The following is a 26,867-nucleotide window of genomic DNA, read 5'->3' on the forward strand; positions in this document are numbered from 1 at the left end:
GCCCATTCCGTCAGATTCACGCTCTGACAACGACACTCACTCATACATGGTTACGCCTACTTACTCGACTTCGACGCCCAGCAGGTGAAGACCCCCGGGTGAAGGTGGCCGGCAGCATCTCGTCCCTCGTCCCTCGTCCTCGTCGCGAAGCAGTGCACGTGGCCTGACGTCACCCGCGAGTCACGTCTTCCCGCAGCGTGTGCGGAGGAGTTCGACGCCGTCGCCTCGGAGGTCGTCGCAGTGGGCCGAGCGCCCGGTCATCGCCATGACCAGGGCCAGGGTGGTACCGGAGACCAGTGGCCCGGAACCGGCCGTGAAGGGGCCGTCCTCCGCGACGAGCCCCAGGCCGTCGATACGTCCCTTGGCAACGACCACGAGGTCCGAGCCCCTGTAGTACTCGGCCACCAGCGTGACCACGTCGATCGGGTAGTCCCGGCCGATGCCCAACGGCCGCCTGATGTCCTCTCCGTGCACGATGGTCTCCCCGAGCATGGCCACAGCCGGGAGGGGAGGCTTGGTCGTACTCGGTATCACGCGCCGGAACCTCTCCAGGGTCTCGGCGGGGGTGGAGCCCAGCTGCTCCGCCAGCCGTACGGCCACCTGCTTGTCGAAGTCGAACCGGCATCGGACCACACCCGCCAGCCACCGCCGAGTATCGAGGCTCGCGCCCGCGGTGAGGTGCGCCAGCACCTCACGCACCGTGAACTCGGTGCACAGGGACGAGGTCGCCCACCGCTCGTCGGCAAGGTCCGCGAGATCGGCCGCCAGCGCCCTTCGCTCAGTGTGGATCAGGGGCCAGAGCGCGGTACGCCGGTTACGGGCCGCCGCCAGTTTCGAATCAGTCATGTGCGAGTGTCTCCTGACACGGTAGTGCTGCCCCCTGGGCCGGAGCCGGTGGTGCCGGGGGGCATCGAGGGGTATCGAGGGGCATCGAAGGGAAGACTCCCGCCCCGGAGCGAAGTCATCGCTGGTGCGCGGACTTTTTCGCGTGCCTGCCCGATGGAGCGGGCACCGCGGTTCCGTCGCCTTCGGCGGGTCCGAGACGTCAGCGGTGCGAACCCTCCGGGGCGGGGACGGCGTGGCCGCGAACCCCTCCGGCTTCCCGGCCGTGACGTGGCCGCGGCTGACCCGGCCCGGTGCCCGCGGCCTGCCCCTCCAGGAGAACCGTCCGTACCTCCGCACGCGTCCTGATCTACGGTTTCCACGATCGGCAGAGGATGTGGGAGGTACTCATGGAGCGGGCAGGGACAGCGCTGGCGGAGCGGATCGCCGAGCGTAGAGCGGGTGTGGGTGACCCCCGGGCCATGGTCGGTGAGATGCGGCGTGCCGTCCTGTTGGTGCCGATCGACGGTGGGGGCCTGTGGTCGGCGTACTCGGGCGGAGTGCGCTGGATCTGCGCCTTCACCGACGAGACAGCGCTGGCCCGGTTCGCGGTACGGCAGGGAAGCGGTGACCGGCCGATGGACTACGCGGCGCTGCTGGGCGCCCGCCTCGTCGACGAGGTCGTGCCGTCGCTGGGCGAGCCCGCGGGTGTGGCCGTGGACATCGCCTCCGAGGACGGGTCGATGTTCTTCCCGCCGGTCGCGGGCATCGTCCCGGACGCCGCCGCCGTGGGCGCCGGGGAAGGGGGCCGGGTGTGAGCGAGGACGGGCTGGACATCAAGCTCGGCAGGGAGGCCGTCGCGCGATTCACGCGGGGCGTGGGCGCGGTCATCGACGAGCTCGGTGAGCTGGGCGGCGCCACGGGGTCGGTGATGGGCAAGGGCTTCTCGCAGCTGTCGATGACGGGGATGGAGGCCGGGCATCACGGCCTGTCGGTGGACTTCGAGGACTTCTGCGAGCGCTGGGAGTGGGGTGTGCGCGCCCTGGTCGGCGACGCGAGCGCGCTCTCCGACCGGCTGGGTCTGGCAGCGGGCACGCAGTGGGAGCACGACCAGTACATCGCGGGCACGCTGAAGGTGGGCCTCAACTCCGTGATGGGCGGCAACCCGCACGCCTCTGAGGAGGAGATCGCCCAGCAGGGCTGGGGAGACGTGGTCACCCCGGACTACCTCGACCCGGACTGGAGCGCGGAGTCGTTCGAGCGGGCCGGTGCGGAGATGGAGCAGACCTGGAAGGACACCGGCCGCACCGTCCTGACCGAGGGGCAGGGCGGGGAGCGGTCGGAGATCCTCACCGACGCGCTCGGCATCTCCGACGACCAGTGGGACCGGGCGCTGGACGACACGTTCGGCCCGTCGCCGGAGGAACGCGCCCGGCAGGCACAGCAGGGTGAACACGGGGGCAGCTGAACATGGGCATCGGCGATTTCATCAAGGACATCACGCCGGACTCCGTCGAGAACGCGGTCGAGGACGGAGTGGAGTGGGCCGGTAACCGGGTCGAGGACGCGGGCAACTGGACCGCGGACCGGCTCGACGACGTCGGCTGGGAGTCCGGCGCGGACTGGGTGCGCGAACAGTCGCGCTCGGTCGCGAACCGGATGGGCGCCGAGGTCGACGAGATGGACCTCGGCCAGACCGAGGACAAGACGAAGCTCGTCCACGGCAGCCCGGACAAGATCCGGTCCACCGCGGAGACGCTGCGCGCGTTCCAGACGGCGTTCGACGACGCCGGAAACGGCCTCAAGGGCCTGGACTCCTCGCAGCTCAAGGGTGAGACGGCCGAGGCGCTGCGCAAGGCGGTGGCGACGCAGCCGCCGAAGTGGTTCACCGGCGCGGACGCCGTGGAGAAGGCGGCCGCCGCTCTGGAGGCGTTCGCCGGGACGGTGACATGGGCGCAGGCGCAGGCGCAGACGGCGATCGACAAGTGGAAGGAAGGTGTCAAGGCCTCGGAGGAGGCCGCTGACGCCCACCGCAAGAAGGTCGACGCCTACAACGGGGCCGTCGACCGCTACAACGCACAGCCCGCCGACCGGCGTGACCCGTCCACGCTGCCGCCCTGTCCCGCGCCGACGTTCGAGGATCCGGGCAAGAAGCTGATGCAGGAGGCGCAGGACATCCTGGCCGAAGCCCGCACCCAGCGGAACACGGCCGCGGAGACCGCCCGTTCCTCGGTGCGAGCCGCCCGGGACAAGGCTCCGCAGAAGCCGTCGTACGCGGAGCAGGCGGTCGGCGGCCTCGCGGAACTGCAGATCATGGGCGACCATGTCGGCGGCGGAATCATCAAGGGCACGGCGGGGCTGCTCAACTTCGTCCGCGGGATCAACCCGCTGGACCCTTACAACATCACCCATCCCGCCGAGTACGTCACCAGCCTCAACAGCCTGGCCGCGGGGCTGGTCCTCGCCGCGAACGATCCGGTCGGCACCGGCAGGCAGATGATCGGCGACTTCATGAAGGACCCCTATGAGGGCTTCGGCCGCCTGGTGCCCGATGCCGCGCTGACCGTGGCCACCGGCGGGGGAGGCGCCGCTGTCAAGGTCGTACGCCTCACCGCCGACGCCGCGGACGCCGCCCGGCTGCGCAACCTCGTCGACGACGCACCGGACGGCGCCCACAACCGGCCCGACCCGAGCCGCACCACCGACGGCACCGACCCCGTCGACCTCGCCTCCGGCCGCATGTTCCTCCCTCAGACGGATCTCGCGATCCCTGGCATCCTGCCGCTCGCCTTCACCCGCCGCACCGAGTCCGGCTGCGCGGCCGGTCACTTCCTCGGCCCGGCCTGGACCTGCACCGTCGACGAACGCCTGGCCATCGACCCGGTCGGTGTCGTCCACGTCGGCGCAGACGGTCTGCTGATCACCTACCCGCACCCCGTCCCCGGTGTCCCCACCCACCACGAGACAGGCGCCACCCGCGCACTGCTCGCGCGCGATCCCGACGGTGACTACACGCTCACGGACCCCGACACCGGCCTGACCCGCCACTTCACCGCCCCGCCCGGCAGCGAACCCGGCGGCGACGGAACCGCCTGGCTGGCCTCCGTCACCGACCGGGGCGGCCACACCCTGACCATCGACCGCACCGACGGCGGCCTCCCGCTCTCCCTGGTCCATTCCGCCGGCCACCACGTGAAGCTGACCACCACCGACGGTCGCATCACCGCCCTCGCCCTCGCCGGTGCCGGCGAGAACGGCATCGACCTGCCACTGATGTCCTACGGCTATCGGGACGGCAACCTCACCACCGTCACCAAACCCTCCGGCGCCCACACCACCTTCGTCTACGACGACCGCCGCCGCGTCACCGCCTGGATCGACTCCAACAACAGCCGTTACGACTACATCTACGACGACCGCGACCGCGTCATCGCCGAAGGCGGCGAAGCAGGTCACATCCAGATCACCCTCACGTACACCGAACCCCACCCGGACACCGGCCACCGCACCACCACCCTCACCACCGCCGACGGCCGCACCACCCGCCATCTCATCGACCGCCGCTGCCGGGTGATCGCCACCACCGACCCTCTCGGCCACACCACCCGCTTCACCTACGACACCCGCGGCAACCTCCTCACCCGCACGGACCCGCTCGGCCGCACCACCACCCACTCCTACGACGAGGAGGGCCGCGTGGTGTCCGCCACCCGGCCCGACGGCAGCGTTCTGCGTACCGTGCGTGGCCCGTTCGGTCTGCCGGTAGAGGTGACCGGTCCGGACGGGCACCGCACGGCCTACGCGTACGACGAACTCGGCAACCGCACCTCGGTCACCGAACCGAACGGGCACACCACGTACTACGGGTACGACCAGCACGGCCGCCTCGTCTCGGTCACCGACGCCCTCGGCGCCACGACACGGATGGTCCCCGACGGCGCGGGCCTGCCGACGGAAGTCACCGACCCGGCCGGCGGGACCACCCGCCTGGAACGCGATGCCCTCGGCAGAGTCACACAGATCACCGACCCGGTCGGCGGAGTGACCCGTCTGACCTGGGACGCGGACGGCGGTCTCGTCCGCCGAACCGTCCCGGACGGCGCCACCGAGTCATGGACCTACGACGGCGAGGGCAACTGCCTCACCCACACCGACCCGTCCGGAGGAGTGACCCGCTTCCAGTACACCCACTTCGACCTCCTCGCCGCCCGCACCGAGCCGGACGGCTCCCGTCACGAGTTCGAGTACGACACCGACCTGCGCTTGACCCGTGTGACCAACCCGCAGGGTCTCTCCTGGACCTACGAGTACGATCCGGCGGGCCGCCTCGTGTCGGAAACCGACTTCGACGGCCGGACCCTCGGTTACCGTCTCGATGCCGCGGGGCAGCTGACCTCCCGGTCCGACGCCCTCGGCGGCGTGCTCACTCTGGAGCACGACCAGCTCGGCCGAATGGTCAGGAAGGACGCCGGAGGCCGGATCACCACCTACGCGTACGACGCGTCGGGACGGCTCTCGCAGGCATCCGGCCCGGACGGCGACCTGATCCGCCGGTACGACCGGCGCGGCCTGCTCAAGACCGAACTCGTCGACGGCCACGCCATCACCTACGCGTACGACGCGCTCGGCCGCCGGACCCGACGCGTGACCCCGGCCGGCCATGTCACCACGTACGCCTACGACGCGGCAGGCCGCCTCGGCCTGATGGACACGAGCGGCCACCGGGTCGACTTCACCCATGACGCCGCGGACCGCGAGGTGTCGCGTTCCTATGGCGACACGATGACCCTGTCGTCCGTCCGGAACGAGGCCGGCAGGCTTTCCGCCCAGTGCCTCACGGCGGGTGGGCAGGCCCTGAACAGCCGTACGTACACCTACCGCGCCGACGGTCACCTGACCTCCGTGGCCGATCAGCTGTCCGGCACCCGGTCCTTCGAGCTCGACGCCGCCGGCCGTGTCACCGCCGTCCAGGCCCACGGATGGACCGAGCGCTACGCCTACGACCTCGCCGGCAACCAGACCGAGGCCTCCTGGCCCGCCACGCACCCAGGCCACGAGACGACCGGCCCCCGCACGTACATCGGCACCACGATCGCCCGTGCCGGCGACAGCCGCTTCGAACACGACCGTCTCGGACGTGTGGTCCTCAGGCAGCAGACCCGCCTGTCCCGCAAGCCGCGGACCTGGCGTTACGCGTGGGACACCGAGAGCCGCCTCACCTCTGTCGTCACACCGGACGGGACCCGCTGGAACTACCGTTACGACCCCCTGGGCCGCCGCATCGCCAAGCAGCGTCTCGCGGACGACGGCGAGACCGTCCTGGAGGAGACCCGATTCGCCTGGGACGGCATGGTCCTGTGCGAACAGACGACCGTCTCCCAGGACCTGCCCAACACCGTCGCACTCACCTGGGACCATCGCGGCTCGACTCCCCTCGCCCAGACCGAACGCGTCCTCGCCCGCGACGCGGGGCAGCGGGAGATCGACCGCCGCTTCTTCGCCGTCGTCACGGACCTCGTCGGCACCCCGACCGAACTGGTCGACGAGAACGGGGACATCGCCTGGCGAACCCGGTCCACGCTCTGGGGCACCACCGCCTGGAACCGGGGCAGCACCACCTATACGCCCCTCCGTTTCCCCGGTCAGTACCACGACCCCGAAACCGGCCTCCACTACAACCTCTTCCGGCACTACGACCCCGCCACGGCCCGCTATCTCACCCCGGACCCGCTCGGTCTCGCTCCGGCACCCAACCCGGCCTCCTACGTCCACAATCCACACACCTGGACGGACCCGCTGGGCCTTTCTCCCTACCGGGACACGGGAGGAAACGCGGAGATCGATTCACGAAAACTCGACTACCTGTTCAACAAGGACATCAAGCAGGACTCGCACAATTCGCCACGGGCACTGCAGAACGAACTGCAACTCCACCGGATCGGCATACCGGACACTCCGGAGATGCGGCAGTACCTCACCGACCATCTGGCGAGCGCCGCCCAACAGCCGTTCGGGCGCACGTTCACCAAGGAGTGGCCCGGCGGAAGCGGTGAATTCGGCGTGACCGAATCCGTCCTCCACGGCCCGCACGGAGCGCTCGGCGTCGAAAGCACCTGGCAGATCCTGCCGGAGGGCGGACATAGACTGTCCACGGTTATTTTCCGCGGCAGCGGCCCGAACGTGAGCATCCACGGCAGCCTGGACCACTGGCCGCCGTACAGTGGAAAGTGAAGGCGGACGTGTACCGAGAGTTTGTGATCCCCGACGACGAAGAGGTCTACGAGGCCGTCGGCGAGTGGCCGGACTCGGACGAAGACGGTGTACGGGTCCTCACGGTTCGGGATGCCGCCGGGCAATCCCTCACCCTTTCCTACGACGGGCTGGCGAGGTCGGTGAGGATCCGTTGGGAGAACGACCGGGGAATCGAGATGATGGACCTCTTCCGAGAAGGCGCAACGCGCCTTTCCGCCACCTCGGAGCAATCGGCCAAGCACATCCTCATCGACTTCCACACGGGTGAGTGCGCGGGGACCACGGAGATCCAGGTGGCCCCCCACCTGTCGGTACGCGATCGCCTCCTTTTCCAGTAGGAAGCGCTCGGCGCCCTCCGCCCCGCAGCGGGCACACCACGCCTCGGCACTTGTGCCGGGTGGGCGCCGGCCGTGGTGACGTGGGCTGTGATGACGTGGGCCGCGCACGGCTGAACCCTGTGACGTGGGCCACGCGGGTGTATTCCGGGGCCGGGTGTTTGCCGTGGCGCCAGTGGGAAAGGCGCTCCCTGATCTCCGGGGTCACAATCCGGTGGACAGTACGTGAAAGCACAGGAAGAGGAGGGTTCGATGTCCTCGAAGCGACGTCGTAAGAAGAAGGCTCGCCGCAAGAACGGCGCGAACCACGGCAGCCGTCCGCAGAGCTAGCCGGCACCGGACGGGTCGACGCATCGGGTGGGCGGCACATGCCGCCCACCCGAGTGCGTTCCCGGCGCGGCCGGCACGAAGATCATGGCGTGCTTCCCGTCCGGCGGGAAACCTGAGGCGCCATGGCGAGACTCGGAAAGCGACAACCGGCGGACACGCGGGGCGAGCCGGCGCTCAAGCGGGCGCTGACCACCCCGTTGCTGTACTTCTTCATCCTGGGCGACGTGCTCGGCGCCGGCGTGTACGTCCTGGTGGGACAGGTGGCCGCCGACGCCGGGGGAGCGGTGTGGGTGCCGTTGGCCGTCGCCCTGCTGCTGGCGATGCTCACCGCCGCCTCCTACGCGGAACTGGCCACGAAGTACCCGAGGGCGGGCGGGGCCTCCCACTACGCCACCCGCGCCTTCGGGCCGTTCGCCGGTTTCGTCGCGGGGTTCTGCATGCTCGCCGCGGGCATCGTGTCCGTGGCCGCACTGGCCCGGGGCTTCGGGGGTGACTACCTGTCGGCCTTCGTGACGCTGCCGGTCGGGCTCGTCGCCGTGCTGTTCCTCGCCCTGCTCGCGCTGGTCAACGCGCGGGGCATCAAGGAGTCGACCCGCGCCAACGTCGTCGCCACCGTCGTCGAGGTGGGCGGTCTCCTCGTCATCGTCGTCCTCGGCGGCTGGCTGCTGCTGCGCGGCGACGGCGACGTGGCGCGGCTGGGGCAGCTCGGCACACCGGAGAAGGGGGCCGCCGCGGCCGTACTGAGCGGGTCCGTACTGGCGTACTACTCCTTCGTCGGATTCGAGACGTCGGTGAACGTCGCCGAGGAGACCCGCGACCCGCGGCGTTCCTACCCGCGCGCCCTGTTCGGCGCCCTCGCCACCGCGGGCGCCGTGTACGTGCTGGTGGGCGTCGCCGCGTCCGTGGCGGTACCGACGGACCGGCTGGCCGAGTCCAGCGGGCCGCTGCTGGAGGTCGTCGAGGCGGCCGGTGGCGTGCCGACCCGGCTGTTCAGCGCCATCGCGCTGGTCGCCGTGGCGAACGGCGCGCTGCTCACCGGCATCATGTCCTCCCGCCTGGCCTACGGCATGGCCCGGGACGGGCTGCTGCCCGCCGCGCTGACCAAGGTGCTGCCCGGCCGCCGTACGCCATGGGCCGCGATCGCGGCCACGACCCTGCTGTCGATGCTCCTCGCACTCACCGGCAGCGTCGCCACCCTGGCGTCCACCCTGGTCCTGCTGCTGCTCGTGGTCTTCCTCATCGTCAACACGGCCGTGCTCGTGCTGCGCCGCGACCCGGGCGAGGCGGACGGAACGGCCGGCCACTTCCGGGCCCCGACCGTGCTCCCGGTGCTGGGAGCCGTGTCCTGTGTCGTGCTCGCCACGCAGATCGAGGCGGCGGTGTGGCTGCGCGGGCTGCTGGTCGTGGCCGTGGGCATCGTGCTCGCCGCGCTCGCCGCCGTACGGGAGTCGGCCGGGGGCGCGGACCGGGGCGCGGACCGGGACACGGACCCAGGCACGGATCGGGCTGGGCGCGGGTGATCGCGGGCGGGGCGCCGGTCGGGTCGGAGGGCGGTCACCGTGCCAGAATGAGACGCCTCGGCGCCCCCTCCAAGCCCGACGCCCGAAGCCTTCCCGACGCCCCGCCGACCGCGCCCCAGAGGTACCCCGTGACCAAGCCGTCCGTCGCCCGTGAGCCGCAGCGACGCAACGCGCGGTCCAACCGGGCGCGCATCCTGGCCACGGCCCGCCGGGAGCTGGGCCGGAACCCGGACACCACCCTGGAGGAGCTCGCCCGCGCCGCCGGTGTCGTACGGCGTACCCTCTTCGGCCACTTCCCCGGGCGCTCGGCGCTGCTGGAGGCCCTTGCGGAGGAGGCTTCCGAGGTGCTGCGCGGTGCGATGGACGCCGGGGCGGAGCGGACCGGGCCGGCCGAACCGGCCGAACGCGCGCTCGCCCACTTCACCCTGCTGATGTGGCCCGTGGGCGACCGGTACCGGATGCTCCTGGCGCTGGCCCGGCACGACCTGGGTGTCGAGCGCGTGTCCGAGATCCTGGCCCCGGCCCGCGCCGAGGTCACCGCCATCCTGGAGAGGGGGCAGCGGGACGGTGTCTTCCCCGGTCACCTGCCGCCCGCCGTGCTGAGCGCCGGGCTGGAGGCGATGACCGTCGCGCTGCTGGAGCAGGTCAACACCGGTGCGCTGGAGGACGACGGCACCCGGGTGGCGGTCGCCCAGCTCATCGCGGCCGGCGTCCCGGAGCAGCGGGCCCGCGCCGTGGTCGGTGACGTCGCCCCGCCCCGACGGTGACAGCGCGGGCCGTCCGACGGTGACGGCGCGGGCCGTCCCGGGAGAGTGAGGCGCCGGCCCCACCTCCGTACGGAGGTCACTCCCGCCCGAGAAGAAGCTGCCCGGCACCGCGCGGCCCGCGCACGTCCCCGTCGCGCCCCCGCCTTCCGCCCCACCCTCGCCCCCGCCACGGTCGACGCGGCCTCGGCGGTGCCCGTGCCGTCGTCGTCCCAGGCCCTTGGCGCGCGCACGCCCAGGAGCGCCGGGCAGGCGTGCCTCCAGCGCCGCGCCGAGCACCCAGGCCGGGCCCGGCGCGTCCGAGCCGACGACCGCGCGCCGTACCGCCAGGGTGGAGGGGGCCGCCCTCCGACCTGAGGGCCGCCCGCCGTCCCGAGGAGGCCGCCCCGACATTATTTGCACGTCTCTGTGCAACAAACTACTCTGCAACAGTCTGCCCATCGATGGGCAATTAACCTGCCCTCGTTTCCCTGGGAGCCCCCATGCCCCTCCTGGCCACCACACCCGTCGAGAAGATGACCGGGCCGTACGCACGGCGCTGGTGGGCTCTCCTCGTGCTGTGTCTGAGCCTGCTGATCGTCGTCATGGCCAACACGTCCCTGATCGTGGCCGCACCGGCCATGACCGCCGACCTCGGCCTGAGCAGCAGCGACCTGCAGTGGGTCATCGACGGCTACACCGTCCCGTACGCCGCGCTGATGCTGGTGCTCGGCTCGATCGGCGACAAGTACAGCCGCCGCGGCGCTCTGATCACCGGCCTGGTGATCTTCGCCGGGGGTTCGGTGATGGGCAGCCTGGTGGACGAGACCGGGCTGGTGGTCGCGGCCCGTGCGGTCATGGGCGTCGGCGCCGCCGTCGTCATGCCGGCCACGCTGTCCCTGCTGGTCGCTGTCTTTCCCAGGAGGGAGCGGGCCCGCGCGATCACCGCCTGGACCGCCACCTCCGGCCTCGCCATCGCGGTCGGGCCGCTGGTCGCCGGCTGGCTGCTGGAGGACCACTCCTGGGGTTCGACCTTCCTGGTCAACGTGCCCATCGCGGTCGCCGCCGTGGTCGGCGCGCTGCTCCTCGTACCGCCGTCCAGGGCGGCCGGCATGGGCCGGATCGACTACGTGGGCGGTCTGCTCTCCATCGTCTCCGTCGGCAGCCTGGTGTACGCGACCATCGAGGGCCCGCACTTCGGCTGGGGTGCCGGCCCGGTGGCCGCGGCCGTCGTCGCGGGCGTCGGCCTGGTGGCCTTCGTGGCCTGGGAGCTGCGCCACCCGCACCCGATGCTGGACGTGCGCAGGTTCCTGCTGCGGCCCTTCAGCGGCTCGATGCTGGCGGTGCTGTTCTTCTTCTTCGGCACCTACGGCGCCATCTACTACGCCACGCAGTTCCTGCAGTTCGTGCTCGGGTACGGAGCGCTGGAGACCGGCGTACGGCTGCTGCCGCTGGCCGGGGCCGTGTTCGTCGGCGCGGCGGTGACCGGGAAGCTGACCCCGAAGCTGGGTGTGAGGGCGATGGTCGGCTCCGGCATGGTGATCGGCACCGTCGGTGTCCTCCTGCTGGTCCTCATCGAGAAGGACTCCGCCTACGCCGACTTCCTGGCCCCGATGCTGCTGCTCGGCCTCGCGATCGGGCTGAGCGTGTCACCGGCCACCGACACCATCATGGGCTCCTTCCCGGAGAGTGAACTGGGTGTCGCCGGCGGTGCCAACGACACCGCCCTGGAGCTCGGCGGCTCGCTGGGCATCGCCGTACTGGGCTCCCTCCTCGGCACCGCCTACCGCGACGAACTCGCCGCCCTGGTGGGGAACCGGCTTCCGGCCGCCGCGCTGGACACCGCCCAGGACTCCGTGGGCGGCGGCCTGGCCGTCGCCGAGCGGCTCGCGACGGACCCCGCGGCCGGCCCCCGGCAGGCCGAGGCCCTGGCCGGCGCCGTGAACCAGTCCTTCGCCCACGGCGTCGCCACGACCAGCCTCGTCGGCGGGATCATCATGGCCGCCGGCACCCTGATCGTCCTCGCCGTCCTGCCCGGCCGCCGCGCCCGGCAGCGGTCCGAGGAGAAGCCGGCCGAGGTCCGACAGACGGAACACAGCGACTCTGCGCGGTGAGCCGCCGCACTCCCAGGCCCGGCCCCCACCGGCCCGGCACCAGACCCCGCGCGCGCGGCAGCCGGGCCGCCGCCACGCCCCACGGCAGACGCGGGCCCGCCTGCCGTGGGGCGTGGTCCGCGGCAGGGTCAGCCCCGCGCGGTCGTACGTCACCGGCTCCCCGTCGACGGTCGCTCCGTCAGTCGGGCCGGTCCCGCCCGGTCCGCCGGACCACCATGTCGCGCGCCCGTGTGGTCAGCGCCGTCGCGGCGGCGGTGAGGAACACGAAGCTGTAGGCGATCTGCAGGACGGTCACCACCCGCGCCGCCTGGCCCCGGGGGGTGATGTCCCCGTACCCGACGGTGGCGAGCGTGACCACGGTGAAGTAGAGCGCGTCGACGCGGGTGCGCAGGCCGGAGAACTCGCCCGGGTGTTTGGCCAGGGCGTAGTAGGTGGCCGAGAAGACGTGCACGGACAGGACGATCAGCAGGGGGATGACCACACCGGGCCGGGTGTCCGGGCGGTCGGTGAGGACATGACGGATCTGCCGGAGCAGCAGCGTGGCCACGACGGCCAGCACCAGGGCGAACAGCAGCCAGCTCAGTGCGGGCCGCCGGGGGCCCAGGTAGTCGAGGGGGAGGAGGAAGTAGGCGACGACCGTGCCCGCCGCGATGCCGGTCCGTACGAGCCACGGCCGGGCCGCGCGCCAGGCGGTGCGCGGTGACCCGACTCGGCGTTCCGTCACGGTGCCGTTCCTGTCGTCGGGTCCTTGTCCGTCCCCGTCCCCGGCTCCGTCCGGCGTACCAGCTGGGTGACGACGAAGGAGACCACCGACGCGGTGACGATCAGCGGCATCTGGTCGTAGGCGTCCCCGCCCATCAGCAGCACCGCCAGCACCGCGCTGGCCAGCGGCAGCCCGGTCACCGCGGCCGACGCGGCACTGATGCCGAGCGCGAGGGCCGGGGTCGCGCCGAAGCCCGGGAGGCCGGAGCAGGCCAGGGCCGTCGCCGTGCCGAGCAGTACGGCAGGGAAGATCGGGCCACCGCGCAGACTGCCCAGCGCGATGCCCCAGGCCAGTCCCTTGCAGGCGACGAGCGCCACCAGCGCCCCCACGGACCAGGCGTGCGGGTCCGCGGCGAGCTGGGCGAGGGCGGCCTGACCGGACAGGGCCGCCTCCGCCGGGGAGCGGCCGGTGATCAGCGCGTACGCGGTGAGGCAGGCGCCGACCGCGGTGGCGCAGGCGACGGTCCGCAGCGCCGTGCGGTGCCGCGTCCAGGCAACGGTGCGGTGGCCCAGCCCGCGGGCGAGCGTGATCAGCACCGCGATCAGCGCCGCCGTCGGGATGCCCCACAGGAAGTCGCCCACGTCCGGGTTGGCGCCCGGCGGTACGTCGTGCAGGGCGAGGGCGCCGATCTTCAGGCCGGTCCACTCCCCGAACCCGGTGAAGACCAGGGCGCCCGCCGCGCTGGCCAGCAGGCAGGGCAGCAGCAGTGCGACCAGCTGCGCACCGCCGAGCCCCGCCCCCTCGATCAGCAGTACCGCCGCCGCCACCGGGCCACCGAGGATGGTGGAGATCGCGGCGGTCGAGCCGGCCGTGGCCAGGATCGCGCTCGCCCTCGGGTCCCCGGCCGCGCCCGCCCGCCGCACCGCCAGCAGGGCGAGCCCACTGCCGACGGCCATCAGGGGAGCCTCCGGTCCCAGCACCACGCCGAGCGGCAGCGTGGCGAGTGCCGCCAGGACGGCGCCGGGCAGAGCGCGTGGGCCGACGGGCGCGCCGCCCAGCCCGTTCACCGGCAGGTGACCACCGCCGCCCGGCATCCGGGTCACGATCGGAGCCAGGACCAGCCCGGCCAGCGCCAGCGCGGGCAGTGGCCACCACCAGGGCGGGGCGTCGTAACCGGCCGCCTCGGGCAGCGACGTCCACACCCAGTGCTGGAACTCGTGCTGGAGGCCGACGAAGAAGAAGCAGGCCAGCGCGATGGGAACACCCAGCAGCACGCACAGCGGCAACAGCCGCAGATAGCCGGGGCTGAGCAAGGTGTCCCGCAGGGACTGCTCGGCCCGGGCCGGCACCGCGTTCGCCGGGGCGGGCTGAGCGGTCACCGGCCCTCCTCCGTCCGCCTGCGCAGCCGCGTTCCACGTAGCGCGCGTTCGCATGTGCGCTCCAGTAAACGTGAGGCGGGGGCGGGTCGCACGCGCACGGTTCCGTTCGCCGGGCCGGGCAGTGCGGCGCGGTCAAACCCCCTTCACCCGTTCGGCGGACCCGCATGGCCCCGCGGGGCGGCTGCCTCCAGGCTCGGAGGGACCTGTCGGTACCTCGGGGCGCCGATGGGCCGAGGCCCGTACGGGGACACGAAGGAAGGACTCCGCTCATGAGCCAGCACGCCGCACCCTCTCCCGGCAGGCCGTCCCACGGCACCGACGGCCCGTGGCCCCCGCGGTCGGCCGACCGCACCAGCGGCTGGGTCACCGGCGGTGTCGTCTTCGCGGGCGTACTCCTGCTGCTGAACGGCGCCCTCGCCGTCCTCCAGGGCATCGCGGCCATCGCCGAGGACGACGTGTACGCACGCGTCGGCAGCTACGTCTACGAACTCAGCCTCACCGGCTGGGGCATCATCCACGTCATCCTGGGCGTCCTGGTCCTCGTGACCGGCTACGGCCTGCTCAAGGACATGGCCTGGGCGCGCTTCGCGGGCATCCTCCTGGCCTCGCTGAGCCTCATCTCCCAGTTCCTGTTCCTGCCGTACGCGCCCGTCTGGGCGGTGATCATGATGGCGATCGACGTGTTCGTGATCTGGGCGCTGGCCAGCCGTCAGGACCAGGCGGACCAGGCGGACCGGCGGGCCTGAGCGCCGCCGGCCGGCAACCGTCAGCGCCCTCCGTCAGCCGTCCGGCTGACGGAGGGCGTTGACGGCTCTGCGGTTCAGCGGCGGCGTCCCCGTCCCCACCTCCGCGCCAGTCCCAGCGCCAGCGCCGCCGCAGTGCCGGCGGCGGCACCCGTGCCCGCGAGGGCAAGGGCCTTCGCCCGTCGCGCCGGAGGTGAAGGGCGGGCGCCCGGCGCGGTCCCGTACGCGCTGCCCGGCACGTCCGTGTCGTCCTCCGCGCCGGGCAGCGCGGAGGCCAGCAGTTCCGCCAGGTGCACGCCCTCGTGGCCGCCGCTGTCGAACTCGTGGATCTGCGTCCGGCAGCTGAAGCCGTCGGCGAGTACGACGGTCGACTCGTCCTCCTCCCGCAGCCGCGGCAGCAGCACCCGCTCCGCGCAGGCCTCGCTGACGTCCAGATGGCCGCGCTCGAAACCGAAGTTGCCGGCCAGCCCGCAGCAGCCGGAGTCCAGACGCTCGGCGTCCACGCCGGCCCGGCGCAGCAGTTCCCGGTCGGCCTCCCAGCCGAGCACCGCGTGCTGGTGGCAGTGCACCTGGGCCAGCGCCCGCGCGGACCGTTCCGGCACCCGCGGCGGCTCGTAGCCGGGGGAGTGCTCGGTGAGCAGCTCCGACAGTGTCACCGTCCGGTCGCGCAGCCGGCGTACGTCGTGGTCGCCGGGGAACATCTCCGCCGCGTCCGCCCGGAACACGGCCGTGCAGCTCGGTTCCAGCGCCACCACCAGACCGCCCGCCCGCACGTGTTCGGCCAGGCCGCGCACGGTCCGGGTCAGGACCTTCCGCGCCGTCCCGAGCTGCCCGGTGGAGATCCAGGTCAGCCCGCAGCACAGCGGCTCGGCCGGCAGCTCCACCCGCCAGCCGGCATGCTCCAGCACCCGTACCGCGGCCCGTCCGATGTGCGGGTGGAAATGGTTGGTGAAGGTGTCCGGCCACAGCAGCACGGTCCCGCGCTCCCCGTCGCCGTACGGCTCGTGGCGTGCGAACCACTGCTCGAAGGTCTCCTCCGCGAACAACGGCACCTCACGGTCCGCCACCCCGGCGAGGGCCACCGCGGCCTTCGACAGCAGCGGGGCGTGCGTGAGCGCGTTGACGACCGGCGCGAGACGGGTGCGGCCCACGGCCTGCGCGAGCGCGGGCAGCCAGCCCATCGACCAGTCGGAGCGCGGCCTGCGCCAGGGCCGTCCCTCGTAGTGGTGGGACAGGAACTCCGCCTTGTAGGTGGCCATGTCCACGTCCGCCGGACAGTCCTTCTTGCACCCCTTGCAGGCCAAACACAGATCGAGGGCGTCCTTGACCGCCTGTGACCGCCAGCCGTCCCGGATCGCGCCGTCCCCGTGCCCGTCGAGCATCTCGAACAGCAGCCGGGCCCGGCCCCGGGTGGAGTGCTCCTCCTCCCGCGTCACCTGGTACGACGGACACATCACCGTGCCGTCGCTGGTGTGCTGCCGGCACTTGCCGACGCCGACGCAGCGGTTGGCCGCCTGGGAGAACGACCCGCCGTCGTGCGGGAAGCGGAAGTGCGGGTCGCGGGGCTCGTACGGGGCCCAGTCACCGCCCAGGCGCAGGTTCTCGTCCAGCCCGTACGGCGCGACGACCTTCCCCGGGTTCATCCGGTCCAGCGGGTCGAAGACGGCCTTCAACCGCGCGAACGCCTCCACCAGCTCCTGGCCGAACATGCGCGGCAGCAGCTCGCCCCGGCTCTGCCCGTCGCCGTGCTCGCCGGACAGCGACCCCCCGAACTCGACGACGAGATCGGCCGCCCGCTCCATGAAATCGCGGTACGTCGCCACCCCGTCCGCGGTGTAGAGGTCGAAGGGGATCCGGGTGTGCACGCAGCCCTGTCCGAAGTGGCCGTACAGGCTGGGCCCGGTGTCGCTCTGGTACCCGAACTCCTCGAACAGCGCGCGCAGCCGCCGCAGGTAGTCGCCCAGTTCCTCCGGGGCGACCGCCGAGTCCTCCCAGCCCTCGAAGGTGTCGGGTTTGCCCGGGATGTGCGCGGTGGCGCCGAGTCCGGCCTCGCGCACCTGCCACAGTTGCCGCTCGTTCGCCGGGTCGTCGATGAAGGCGCAGTCGGCGTCGTGCTCGGAGCGGTGCACCGCGCGGAGCATCCGGTGGGCCCGCGCGCCCGCCTCCTCCACGGTGTCGCCGCCGAACTGCGCCAGCAGGTAGGCGTTCCCGTCGGGCAGCTCGGCGAGGGCCTTGTCGTTGAGGCGTTTGATCCGCTCGTCACGGACCAGCCGGGCGTCGACGCCCTCCAGTGCGATCGGCTCGTGCGGCAGGACGTCGGGCACCGCGTCGGCGGCCTTGTCGATGGTGTCGAAACCCAGCACCACCAGAGCCCGTTCCCTCACCACCGGCACCAGTTCCAGCTCCGCCCGCAGGACGGTGACCAGCGTCGACTCGCTGCCCACCAGCAGCCCGGCGACGTCGAAGCCGTACTCCGGAAGCAGCGAGTCCAGGTTGTAGCCGGAGACCCGGCGCGGGACGTCCGGGAACCGGCGGCGGATCTCGTCCGCGTAGGTGTCGCGCAGGGCCCGCAGCCGCCGGTAGACGGTCGCCCGCAGATCGCCCTGCCGCTCGATCTCGGTGTACTCCTCGTCACCGGTCTCCCCGCACCAGAAACGGGTGCCGTCGTAGAGCAGCACCTCCAGGCGGGCGATGTTGTCGACGACCTTGCCGTGCGCCTGCGCGGTGGCGCCGCACGAGTTGTTGCCGATCATGCCGCCGATGGTGCAGTTGGCGTGGGTGGCGGGTTCGGGCCCGTAGCGCAGACCGTGCCGCGCGAGCTGACGGTTGAGGTCGTCCAGCACGATCCCCGGCTGGACGACACAGGTGCGGGCGTCGGCGTCCACGGACTCCACCCGCGTGCAGTACTTCGACCAGTCGAGGACCACTCCGGCGTTGGTGCACTGCCCGGCCAGACTCGTCCCGCCGCCCCGGGACAGCACCGGCGCGCCGAACTCCCGCGCCACGGCCACGGCCTCGGCGCCGCCCTCGGGGGTGCGCGGGACGACCACGCCGATGGGTGTCTGCCGGAAGTTCGAGGCGTCCGTGGAGTACGCGGCCCGGCTCCCGGCGTCGAAGCGGACCTCACCGTCGACCCGCTCACGCAGGGCGGCTTGGAGGGCGGCGGTGTCGACCGGCGGGGATGCCCCCTCACGAGTGACGGGTTCGGGCAGGTCCAGCGCACCCATGGGCTCTCCTTCGGGTGTCGGCGCGTACGACGGCGCCCGCGCGTGCGGAACAATGGCGCCCGCGCGTGCGAAGCAGCCGTCGCTGAGTACCCCGGCCGTCGCGGGGCAACCAACGGACACGGAGCGTGGTGAACCGTGTCGGTGTTGGGCCGAACGGGTGACTTGGCGTAAGAATTGGCTGGTGCAGGCAATGAAGGCGAGTGAAATCGGGGGAGCCGGTGAACAGCCACGACGTCACCGATGAACAGTGGGAAGGGCTCGCCCAGGTCGTTCCGTTGCGCGGGCGCGACGCATGGCCGTCGGCGGTGGGCCACCGGGCGATGCCGGAGGCGGAGACGGAGACGCGACGGCGTTTCGTCGTCCTGCGGGTCAACGTGTTCGCGGACGCCCGCGAGGTCGCGGAGATACTGATGGCGGGCATTCCGGTGCTGTTGGATCTGACCAGTGCGGAGACCGATGTCGCCAAGCGGGTCCTGGACTTCAGCACGGGCGTTGTCTTCGGCCTGGCCAGCGGCATGCACCGCGTCGACCGCAACGTCTTCCTGCTGACACCGGCCGGGACCGAGGTGAACGGGCTGATGGAGAGCGCGGCGGAGGTCCCCGGGATGTGACCGGGCGACGGGGCGATCGGGGCCGAGGGGACTGACCGGACCGACAAAAGCGACGGGGACAGAACCGACGGGCCCGACGGGACCGATGAGGAACCTTCTCTACTCCCAGGTGTGACGGTCCGCCCGGCCCTGACGGTCCCGTCCCCCGATCGTGGGAACGTCGTCCGGGCGGAACGGTTCGCCACGGTTCGCCACCAGGCGGACTCCCTACGGTCCGCATATGGCCGTGTCAACTGCGTCAACGGTGTCCGCCACCCCCGCCGCGCTCCACCCGGCCCGGCCCCACGTCACGGAGCTGCGGCTGTCCGCCTTCGCCGGGCACCGGCGTGCCGTGCTGCGGTTCGGTCCGCTCACCGTGCTCGCCGGGCCCAGCGGCTGCGGCAAGACCAACGCGCTCAGGGCGTACGACGCCCTGGCCCGGCTCGGCGGCGGTGCCGAGCTCGGCGCGGTCTTCCCCGACCCGGTCGCCTGCGTGCCCGAGCGGGCCCGGCCCGACGCGCAGCAGCGCCGCGGCTTCCGCATCGGCTGCACGGCCGACGGGCCCGCCGGCCCGGTCCACCTCGATGTCGCCGTGCAGGCCGAGCCCGAGCTGCGCATCGTGGGGGAGCGGTTGACGGCGGACGGTGTCGTACTGCTGGAGACCGCCCTGCGCGACCCCGGCCGCCGTGCCGTGCAGGCGGCCTGGCACACGGCAGGGTCGGCGCCCGTGACCCGCGCCCCGCTGCCGGACGACCGGCTCGGCACCCCACTGCTGCCGCTGCGGGTGGCCGGCAAGACGGACGGGCAGCGCAGGGTGCTGGCCGCGGCCGAGCAGATGGTGGTGGCGCTGCGCTCCGTCTTCGCCTGCGATCCGCGGCCCGGCCGGATGCGGGAGTCCGTGCCCACCGGCTTCGGCCGCCTGCTCGGCGGCTGCGACAACCTCGCCGACGTGCTGTGGCGTACCCGCGCCGAGTGCGGGAGGCGGCACGCGCAGTTCGTCGCGACGGTACGCGCCGGCTGCGCCGGCCCCGTCGCGGACGTCCTGGCCGAGCCGGCCGGCGACGGCGTGCTCCGCGCGCTGCTGGACCGGGGCGACGGCACCCGTACCGCCCTCGCGCGACTCGGCTACGGCGAGCTGCGCTACCTCGCCCTCGCGCTGGTGCTGTTCACCGGCCCCGGTGTGCTGGAGGTCGACCCGGCCGGCGAGGTGCCCGCCGCCTTGCAGACGCTCACCGTCCTCACCGACGGCTTCGACCGGGGCCTGGACGTGCGGCAGCGCGCGGAACTCCTCGGGCTGGCGGCCCGGATGTGCGACCGCGGGCACATCCGCCTCGTCGCGGCGGTCACCGACGCCTCCTGGACGGCCGGGGCGGACGGCGTCACGGTGGTACACCTGGTCCCGTGACCGATCACCCCGACCTCGAGGCGTTGCGGCGCAGGCTGGCCGAGTTCGCCGCCGCGCGGAACTGGCAGCCGTACCACACCCCCAAGAACCTCGTCGCCGCGCTCAGCGTGGAGGCCTCCGAACTCGTCGAGATCTTCCAGTGGCTGACGCCCGAGCAGTCGGCCCGCGTCATGACCGACCCGGACACCGCGCACCGGGTCCGGGACGAGGTCGCCGACGTACTGGCGTATCTGCTCCAGTTCTGCGAGGTGCTGGATGTCGACCCGCTGGCCGCGCTGGAGGCGAAGATCGAGCGGAACGAACTCCGGTTCCCCGTGCCGTCAGGGCCCGCGGGGCAGGGGGAACAGGCGGGGCGGGCGGAGCGGGACGACCGCGGCGGCTGAGCGCGGAGCAGGACCCGCAAGCGCTGAGCGCGAGGGGGCTGTGCAGGAGCCGCGAACTCCGTTATCACGCTCCGCAGTCGCCAACCGGCCGGAAAGCGATGTGGTGTCCGAAGATTTCCGCCTTCCTCTGGCTTTTCGTCCCACATGCCTTCACTCTGGGTAGTGGACAACGGAGTTCGGGCGGACGCGTCGTGGGCGCGACGGAGACGGACGGGGGCAGCGCATGGACGCTGTGCGGCTCATCGTGACGAGCGGGCGTGCCCTGGCGGCCGGCGGCGAGGCGCCGGACATCCTGACGGAGGTGTGGCAGGCACAGGCGCTGGCGCAGGCGATCGGCAGCCGGCTGGCGGTCTTCGGACCACCGGAACTGCGCGGCGAGGCACTGGGACTGGCCGAGCTGGCGGGCCGCGGCTGCGGAGTGCTGCACACCCCGGAGCTGGCCCCGGGTGAGCTGCGCGCCGCCCAGCTCACCGAACTGGGCGACGCCCGTCAGGCCCTGATGCGCCTCGGTACCCTGCTCGGCGAGACCGGCATCGCCCTCATCGGCATCGCCTGCGCCGCGGACGACGAGGCGACGTACTGGCAGTGCGTGGAGGCGATCGACGCGGCGGACGAGTCACGGGACCGTGTCCTGGAAATGCTGCGCAGACTGGCGGACCGGGACGCGGAGTTACCGGAGCGGGAGGCGAGCTAGGGGGTGTCGTCCGGATCCTGTCGGGGTCGCGAGGTCCGGCACGCGCTCCCTCACCGCCTGTACGGCGTGGGCGGTGCCCCCAGCGGCGTCGTCGTCGGTTGCCAGGGCTCCGCCCCGTCGCCCTCCTCCGCCTTGCGTCCGCACGCACGGGACCCCGCTCGGCTCCGCCCGCAAGGCACCGTTTCCCGGAGCCGACCTGATCCGAACGACACCTCCCGGCCGGCCGGGACCCCGAGCCGCCGACCGCACCCCCGTCTCCCCACCGGCCGAGCCGGGAACCCGCCGGGCCACCGGGAGCCTGTACGGCGCACCCGCGCCGAGCGGGCAGGATGGAGACATGGATCTCCGTATCTTCACCGAGCCCCAGCAGGGGGCCACCTACGACACCTTGCTCACCGTGGCCAAGGCCACCGAGGACCTCGGCTTCGACGCCTTCTTCCGCAGCGACCACTATCTCCGGATGGGCTCCGTGGACGGCCTCCCGGGCCCCACCGACGCCTGGATCACCCTGGCCGGACTCGCCCGCGAGACCAAGCGCATCCGGCTCGGCACGCTCATGACCGCCGGCACCTTCCGGCTGCCCGGCGTCCTCGCCATCCAGGTCGCGCAGGTCGACCAGATGTCGGGCGGCCGGGTCGAGCTGGGCCTGGGCGCCGGCTGGTTCGAGGAGGAGCACAAGGCGTACGGCATCCCCTTCCCCAAGGAGAAGTTCGCCCGCCTGGAAGAGCAGCTGGCGATCGTCACCGGTCTGTGGGCCACGGAGACCGGCAAGACCTTCGACTTCCACGGCACGTTCTACGACCTCGCCGAGTCGCCCGCGCTGCCCAAGCCCGCGCAGGCCAAGGTCCCCGTGCTCATCGGCGGCCACGGCGCCACCCGCACCCCCCGCCTGGCCGCCCGGTACGCCGACGAGTTCAACATCCCGTTCGCCTCGATCGAGGACACCGAGCGCCAGTTCGGCCGGGTCCGGGCCGCCGCCGAGCAGGCCGGACGCGGGGCCGACGAGCTGACCTACTCCAACGCCCTCGTCGTCTGCGTCGGCAAGGACGACGCCGAGGTCGCCCGCCGGGCCGCCGTGATCGGCCGTGAGGTGGAGGAGCTGAAGGCCAACGGCCTGGCGGGCTCCCCGGCCGAGGTCGTCGAGAAGATCGGCCGCTACGCCGAGGTCGGCGCGCAGCGGGTCTACCTCCAGATCCTCGACCTCGACGACCTGGACCACCTGGAGCTGATCTCCTCACAGGTCCAGTCCCAGCTGTCCTGATGCCGTGACACCCACCCTCGAATAACAGAAGGCGCCGGTCACCCGCCCCGTGCGATGGTATGACCGTCGTCACGCCGGAGCCCCCGGGATCAACCACCCCGGGGGCTCCCGCGCGTACGGCGTCTCGTGACCGTCCGCCGGCCGGAGAGGCCCTCCGCATGTTCCTGACCATCACCACCACCGGTACTCCCGAGCACCCCGCGACCGACCTCGGCTTCCTGCTGCACAAGCATCCCGACAACGCGCAGGCGTTCTCCACCTCCTTCGGCACGGCCCACGTGTTCTACCCGGAGGCCGGGGAACAGCGCTGCACGGCGGCGCTGCTGCTGGAGGTCGACGCGGTGGCGCTGGTCAGGCGCGGCAGGGGCAAGGGCCGGGGCGGCGCACCCGACGCGGCACTCGCGCAGTACGTCAACGACCGCCCCTACGCGGCCTCCTCGCTCCTCGCCGTCGCGCTGAGCAACGTCTTCTCCAGTGCGATGCGCGGCGTGTGCAGGACCCGCCCCGAACGCGCGGCCGAGCCGCTGCCGCTGAGCGTCGAGGTCCCGGCGCTGCCCGCCCGCGGCGGCCCCGACCTCGTACGACGCCTCTTCGAGCCGCTCGGCTGGGCGGTCACCGCCGAGTCCGTCCCGCTGGACACCGAGTTCCCCGAATGGGGCGACTCGCGCTACGTCCGCCTCGTGCTGGAGTCCGGGACCCTCACCCTCTCGGACGCCCTGCGCCACCTGTACGTCCTCCTCCCGGTGCTCGACGACGCCAAGCACTACTGGGTCTCCCCGGACGAGGTCGACAAGCTGCTGCGGGCCGGCGAGGGCTGGCTGCCCGGCCACCCGGAGCAGAAGCTGATCACCAGCCGCTACCTGTCCCGCCGCTGGTCCCTGACCCGCGAGGCGATGGACCGGCTGGAGCTGATCCGGCTGGCCGAGACCGACGACAGCGACGTCGCGGAGATCGACAACGCGGTCGAGGCGGAGGCCGAGCAGGAGGAGAAGCCCACGCCACTGGCCGTGCACCGCCGCGAGGCCGTCCTCACCGCGCTCCGCGACAACGCCGCCGCCCGCGTCCTCGACCTCGGCTGCGGCGAGGGACACCTGGTGCGTCAGCTGCTCAAGGAGCCGCGGTTCACCGAGATCGTCGGCGTGGACGTGTCGGTGCGCGCCCTCACCATCGCCTCCCGGCGGCTCAAGCTCGACCGCATGGGCGAGCGGCAGGCCGCGCGTGTGAACCTCTTCCAGGGCTCCCTCGCCTACACCGACAAGCGCCTGAAGGGCTACGACGCCGCCGTGCTCAGCGAGGTGATCGAGCACCTCGACCTGCCCAGGCTGCCTGCCCTGGAGTACGCCGTCTTCGGCTCGGCCCGCCCCCGCGCCGTCGTCGTCACCACCCCCAACGTCGAGTACAACGTGCGCTGGGAGACCCTCCCGGCCGGCCGCGTCCGCCACCGCGACCACCGCTTCGAGTGGACCCGCGAGGAGTTCCGCACCTGGGCGGAGGCGGTCGCCGCACGGCACGGTTACGACGTCGCGTTCCGCCCCGTCGGCCCCGACGACCCCGAGGTGGGCCCGCCCACCCAGATGGCCGTGTTCACCCTGTCCACGACCACCACCACGACGGCGACCACGACCGTGACCAGGAACGGCAAGGAGGCGAAGGCCGCATGACCACCACCGGCACCACCGGCACCACCGACCGCACCGCGCGGGCCCGCGCCCTGCCCGTCACCGACCTCGCCCTCGTCGTGCTGATCGGCGCCTCCGGCTCCGGCAAGTCCACCTTCGCCCGGCGCCACTTCAAGCCGACCGAGGTCATCTCCTCCGACTTCTGCCGGGGCCTGGTCGCCGACGACGAGAACGACCAGAGCGCGAGCCGGGACGCCTTCGACGTCCTGCACTACATCGCGGGCAAGCGGCTCGCCGCCGGCCGCCGCACCGTCGTCGACGCCACCAACGTGCAGCAGGACGCCCGGCGCCGGCTCATCGAGCTGGCCAGGAAGCACGACGTCCTGCCGATCGCCATCGTCCTCGACGTCCCCGAGGACGTGTGCGCCGAGCGGAACGCCACCCGCACCGACCGGGCCGACATGCCCCGCCGGGTCATCCAGCGCCACACCCGCGAACTCCGCCGCTCCCTGCGCCACCTGGAGCGCGAGGGCTTCCGCAAGGTGCACGTCCTGCGCGGCGTGGCGGAGACCGAGCAGGCAGGCGTCGTCACCGAGAAGCGGTTCAACGACCTCACCCACCTCACCGGCCCCTTCGACATCATCGGCGACATCCACGGCTGCGCCGGCGAACTGGAGACCCTGCTCGGCAAGCTCGGCTACACCGACGGCGTCCACCCCGAGGGCCGCACCGCCGTCTTCGTCGGCGACCTGGTCGACCGAGGCCCGGACAGTCCCGGCGTACTGCGCCGCGTGATGTCCATGGTGAAGTCGGGCGACGCCCTCTGCGTCCCCGGCAACCACGAGAACAAGTACGGCCGCTTCCTGAAGGGCCGCAAGGTCCAGCACACCCACGGACTCGCCGAGACGATCGAGCAGATGGACGGCGAGAGCGAGGAGTTCCGCGCCGAGGTACGGGAGTTCATCGACGGCCTGGTCAGCCACTACGTCCTCGACGGCGGCCGGCTCGTGGTCTGCCACGCGGGGCTGCCGGAGCAGTACCACGGCCGCACCTCCGGCCGGGTCCGCTCGCACGCCCTGTACGGCGACACCACCGGCGAGACCGACGAGTTCGGGCTGCCGGTGCGCTATCCGTGGGCCGAGGACTACCGGGGCCGCGCGGCCGTCGTCTACGGCCACACCCCGGTCCCCGAGGCCACCTGGCTCAACAACACCATCTGCCTGGACACGGGCGCCGTCTTCGGCGGCAAGCTCACCGCGCTGCGCTGGCCGGAGCGCGAACTGGTCGACGTACCGGCCGAGCGGGTCTGGTACGAGCCGGCCAAGCCGCTGCGCACCGAGGCGCCCGGTGGACACGACGGCCGCCCGCTGGACCTGGCCGACGTGCACGGCCGCCGGGTGGTGGAGACCCGGCACGCCGGGCGGATCACCGTACGGGAGGAGAACGGGGCGGCGGCCCTGGAGGTCATGAGCCGCTTCGCCACCGACCCGCGCCTGCTGCCGTACCTTCCCCCGACCATGGCACCGACCGCCACCTCGGGAGTGGACGGTTACCTGGAGCACCCGAAGGAGGCCTTCGCGCAGTACGCGGCCGACGGTGTGGCGCGGGTCGTGTGCGAGGAGAAGCACATGGGCTCGCGGGCGGTGGTCCTGGTCTGCCGCGACGCGGAGGCGGCCCGCACCCGCTTCGGGGTGGACGGCGGACCCACCGGGTCCCTCTACACCCGCACCGGCCGACCCTTCCTCGACGACGCGGCCGTCACCGAGGCGATCCTCGACCGGCTGCGCGCCGCGATCGGCGAGGCCGGCCTGTGGGACGAACTGTCCACCGACTGGCTGCTGCTGGACGCCGAACTGATGCCGTGGTCGCTGAAGGCCTCCGGGCTGCTGCGCTCCCAGTACGCCGCCGTGGGCGCGGCCTCCGGCGCGGTGTTCCCGGGCGCGCTCGCCGCGCTGGAGGGCGCCGCCGCGCGGGGCGTCGAGGTCGAGGACCTCCTCGACCGCCAGCGCGCCCGGTCCGCCGACGCCGCCGCCTTCACGGACGCCTACCGCCGCTACTGCTGGACCACCGACGGCCTGGACGGCGTCCGCCTGGCCCCGTTCCAGATCCTGGCCGTCCAGGGCCGCAGCCTGGCCGCACTGCCGCACGACGAGCAGCTCGGCCTCATCGACCGGCTCGTCGAGCACGACGGCAGCGGCCTGCTCCGGACCACCCGGCGCCTGTACGTCGACACCGGCCAGTCCGAGTCGGTGTCGGCGGGCACCGACTGGTGGCTGGAGATGACCGGCCGGGGCGGCGAGGGAATGGTGGTCAAGCCGATCGGCGCCCTCGTGCGGGACGGCAAGGGCCGCCTGGTGCAGCCCGGCATCAAGTGCCGCGGCCGCGAGTACCTGCGGATCGTCTACGGCCCCGAGTACACGCGCCCGGACAACCTGGCCCGGCTGCGGCAGCGGTTCCTGAACCACAAGCGGTCCCTGGCGATCCGCGAGTACGCCCTCGGCCTGGAGGCCCTGGACCGACTCGCGGACGGTGAGCCGCTGTGGCGGGTGCACGAGGCGGTGTTCGGCGTCCTGGCACTGGAGTCGGAGCCGGTGGACCCGCGACTCTAGCGAACGTTTCCGGCCGAGTTGCCCCGAAGAGGCGACTCGGCCGGACTCCGCGTCCCCACACCTCACGCGTCCCTGGTGAACCGTCAGTTGCCGTGCTAACTTCGCAGGTCGGTCAGACAGGCGTACCGACTCATGGGG

General features: G+C 72.4%; 20 protein-coding genes. 16 read left to right on the plus strand and 4 right to left on the minus strand.

Features of this window, described 5'->3' with window-relative positions; translation table 11 throughout:
- Positions 1–180 precede the first annotated feature (180 nt).
- Entirely contained in the window at positions 181–846 is a 666-nt protein-coding gene (locus ACH4NX_RS18895) for a maleylpyruvate isomerase family mycothiol-dependent enzyme (RefSeq protein ID WP_351402356.1), read from the minus strand.
- Between the two features lie 386 nt (positions 847–1,232).
- Between ACH4NX_RS18895 and ACH4NX_RS18900 the strand changes: the two genes are divergently transcribed.
- The 8 genes from ACH4NX_RS18900 (at position 1,233) to ACH4NX_RS18935 (ending at position 12,116) form a co-directional block, all read left to right on the plus strand.
- On the plus strand, positions 1,233–1,640 hold the full coding sequence (locus tag ACH4NX_RS18900) for an SseB family protein (RefSeq protein ID WP_351402354.1): 408 nt from the start codon (positions 1,233–1,235) through the stop codon (positions 1,638–1,640).
- On the plus strand, positions 1,637–2,290 hold the full coding sequence (locus ACH4NX_RS18905; protein ID WP_351402352.1) for a hypothetical protein: 654 nt from the start codon (positions 1,637–1,639) through the stop codon (positions 2,288–2,290). Before ACH4NX_RS18900 ends, ACH4NX_RS18905 begins: the two co-directional genes overlap by 4 nt.
- Positions 2,291–2,292: 2 nt before the next feature.
- Positions 2,293–7,053: a putative T7SS-secreted protein gene (locus ACH4NX_RS18910; RefSeq protein WP_398129353.1), complete on the plus strand. Its 4,761-nt coding sequence runs from the start codon at positions 2,293–2,295 to the stop codon at positions 7,051–7,053.
- Between the two features lie 23 nt (positions 7,054–7,076).
- Complete coding sequence (locus ACH4NX_RS18915) at positions 7,077–7,412, plus strand: hypothetical protein (RefSeq protein WP_351402347.1); 336 nt, start codon at positions 7,077–7,079, stop codon at positions 7,410–7,412.
- A 249-nt stretch (positions 7,413–7,661) separates the two neighbouring features.
- On the plus strand, positions 7,662–7,739 hold the full coding sequence (locus ACH4NX_RS18920; protein ID WP_370443954.1) for a 50S ribosomal protein bL37: 78 nt from the start codon (positions 7,662–7,664) through the stop codon (positions 7,737–7,739).
- A 122-nt stretch (positions 7,740–7,861) separates the two neighbouring features.
- The gene (locus ACH4NX_RS18925; protein ID WP_398129352.1) at positions 7,862–9,259 is read left to right on the plus strand and encodes an APC family permease; all 1,398 of its coding nucleotides are present in this window, start codon (positions 7,862–7,864) and stop codon (positions 9,257–9,259) included.
- A 128-nt stretch (positions 9,260–9,387) separates the two neighbouring features.
- Positions 9,388–10,026: a helix-turn-helix domain-containing protein gene (locus ACH4NX_RS18930; RefSeq protein ID WP_351402343.1), complete on the plus strand. Its 639-nt coding sequence runs from the start codon at positions 9,388–9,390 to the stop codon at positions 10,024–10,026.
- A gap of 479 nt (positions 10,027–10,505) precedes the next feature.
- A complete protein-coding gene (locus ACH4NX_RS18935) occupies positions 10,506–12,116 on the plus strand; it encodes an MFS transporter (protein ID WP_398129351.1) in 1,611 nt (536 codons plus the stop codon).
- A 178-nt stretch (positions 12,117–12,294) separates the two neighbouring features.
- Here ACH4NX_RS18935 and ACH4NX_RS18940 read toward each other — a convergent pair whose 3' ends face one another.
- Positions 12,295–12,840 (minus strand): potassium channel family protein, encoded by a 546-nt coding sequence (locus ACH4NX_RS18940; RefSeq protein WP_398129350.1) that lies wholly within the window; start codon positions 12,838–12,840, stop codon positions 12,295–12,297.
- Positions 12,837–14,198: a chloride channel protein gene (locus tag ACH4NX_RS18945; protein ID WP_398129349.1), complete on the minus strand. Its 1,362-nt coding sequence runs from the start codon at positions 14,196–14,198 to the stop codon at positions 12,837–12,839. The genes ACH4NX_RS18940 and ACH4NX_RS18945 overlap by 4 nt, the downstream gene beginning before the upstream one ends.
- 269 nt (positions 14,199–14,467) lie before the next feature.
- On the opposite strand from ACH4NX_RS18945, the gene ACH4NX_RS18950 reads away from it, so the two are divergent.
- Entirely contained in the window at positions 14,468–14,944 is a 477-nt protein-coding gene (locus ACH4NX_RS18950) for a hypothetical protein (RefSeq protein WP_351402336.1), read from the plus strand.
- 74 nt (positions 14,945–15,018) lie between these two features.
- Here the strand turns inward: ACH4NX_RS18950 and ACH4NX_RS18955 are convergent, their stop codons facing one another.
- The gene (locus ACH4NX_RS18955; protein WP_398129348.1) at positions 15,019–18,168 is read right to left on the minus strand and encodes an FAD-binding and (Fe-S)-binding domain-containing protein; all 3,150 of its coding nucleotides are present in this window, start codon (positions 18,166–18,168) and stop codon (positions 15,019–15,021) included.
- Positions 18,169–18,386: 218 nt separating this feature from the next.
- Here ACH4NX_RS18955 and ACH4NX_RS18960 point away from each other — a divergent pair, with 218 nt between their 5' ends.
- From ACH4NX_RS18960 to ACH4NX_RS18990, 7 genes are all read left to right on the plus strand, one after another.
- Entirely contained in the window at positions 18,387–18,779 is a 393-nt protein-coding gene (locus tag ACH4NX_RS18960; RefSeq protein WP_279564810.1) for a cell division protein SepF, read from the plus strand.
- A 220-nt stretch (positions 18,780–18,999) separates the two neighbouring features.
- A complete protein-coding gene (locus tag ACH4NX_RS18965; RefSeq protein WP_351402110.1) occupies positions 19,000–20,163 on the plus strand; it encodes an ATP-binding protein in 1,164 nt (387 codons plus the stop codon).
- A complete protein-coding gene (locus ACH4NX_RS18970) occupies positions 20,160–20,546 on the plus strand; it encodes a nucleotide pyrophosphohydrolase (RefSeq protein ID WP_351402112.1) in 387 nt (128 codons plus the stop codon). The genes ACH4NX_RS18965 and ACH4NX_RS18970 overlap by 4 nt, the downstream gene beginning before the upstream one ends.
- 223 nt (positions 20,547–20,769) lie before the next feature.
- Positions 20,770–21,240 carry a DUF6099 family protein gene (locus ACH4NX_RS18975; RefSeq protein WP_351402114.1) on the plus strand — a complete coding sequence of 157 codons (471 nt, stop codon included), beginning with the start codon at positions 20,770–20,772 and terminating at the stop codon, positions 21,238–21,240.
- A gap of 337 nt (positions 21,241–21,577) precedes the next feature.
- Positions 21,578–22,501 carry an LLM class F420-dependent oxidoreductase gene (locus ACH4NX_RS18980; RefSeq protein ID WP_398129347.1) on the plus strand — a complete coding sequence of 308 codons (924 nt, stop codon included), beginning with the start codon at positions 21,578–21,580 and terminating at the stop codon, positions 22,499–22,501.
- 158 nt (positions 22,502–22,659) lie between these two features.
- On the plus strand, positions 22,660–24,162 hold the full coding sequence (locus ACH4NX_RS18985; protein WP_398129346.1) for a 3' terminal RNA ribose 2'-O-methyltransferase Hen1: 1,503 nt from the start codon (positions 22,660–22,662) through the stop codon (positions 24,160–24,162).
- A complete protein-coding gene (locus tag ACH4NX_RS18990; RefSeq protein WP_398129345.1) occupies positions 24,159–26,729 on the plus strand; it encodes a polynucleotide kinase-phosphatase in 2,571 nt (856 codons plus the stop codon). Before ACH4NX_RS18985 ends, ACH4NX_RS18990 begins: the two co-directional genes overlap by 4 nt.
- Positions 26,730–26,867 lie beyond the last annotated feature (138 nt).

Source organism: Streptomyces sp. NPDC017225 (assembly GCF_044331465.1).
In the GTDB taxonomy this organism is placed as follows: Bacteria; Actinomycetota; Actinomycetes; order Streptomycetales; family Streptomycetaceae; genus Streptomyces.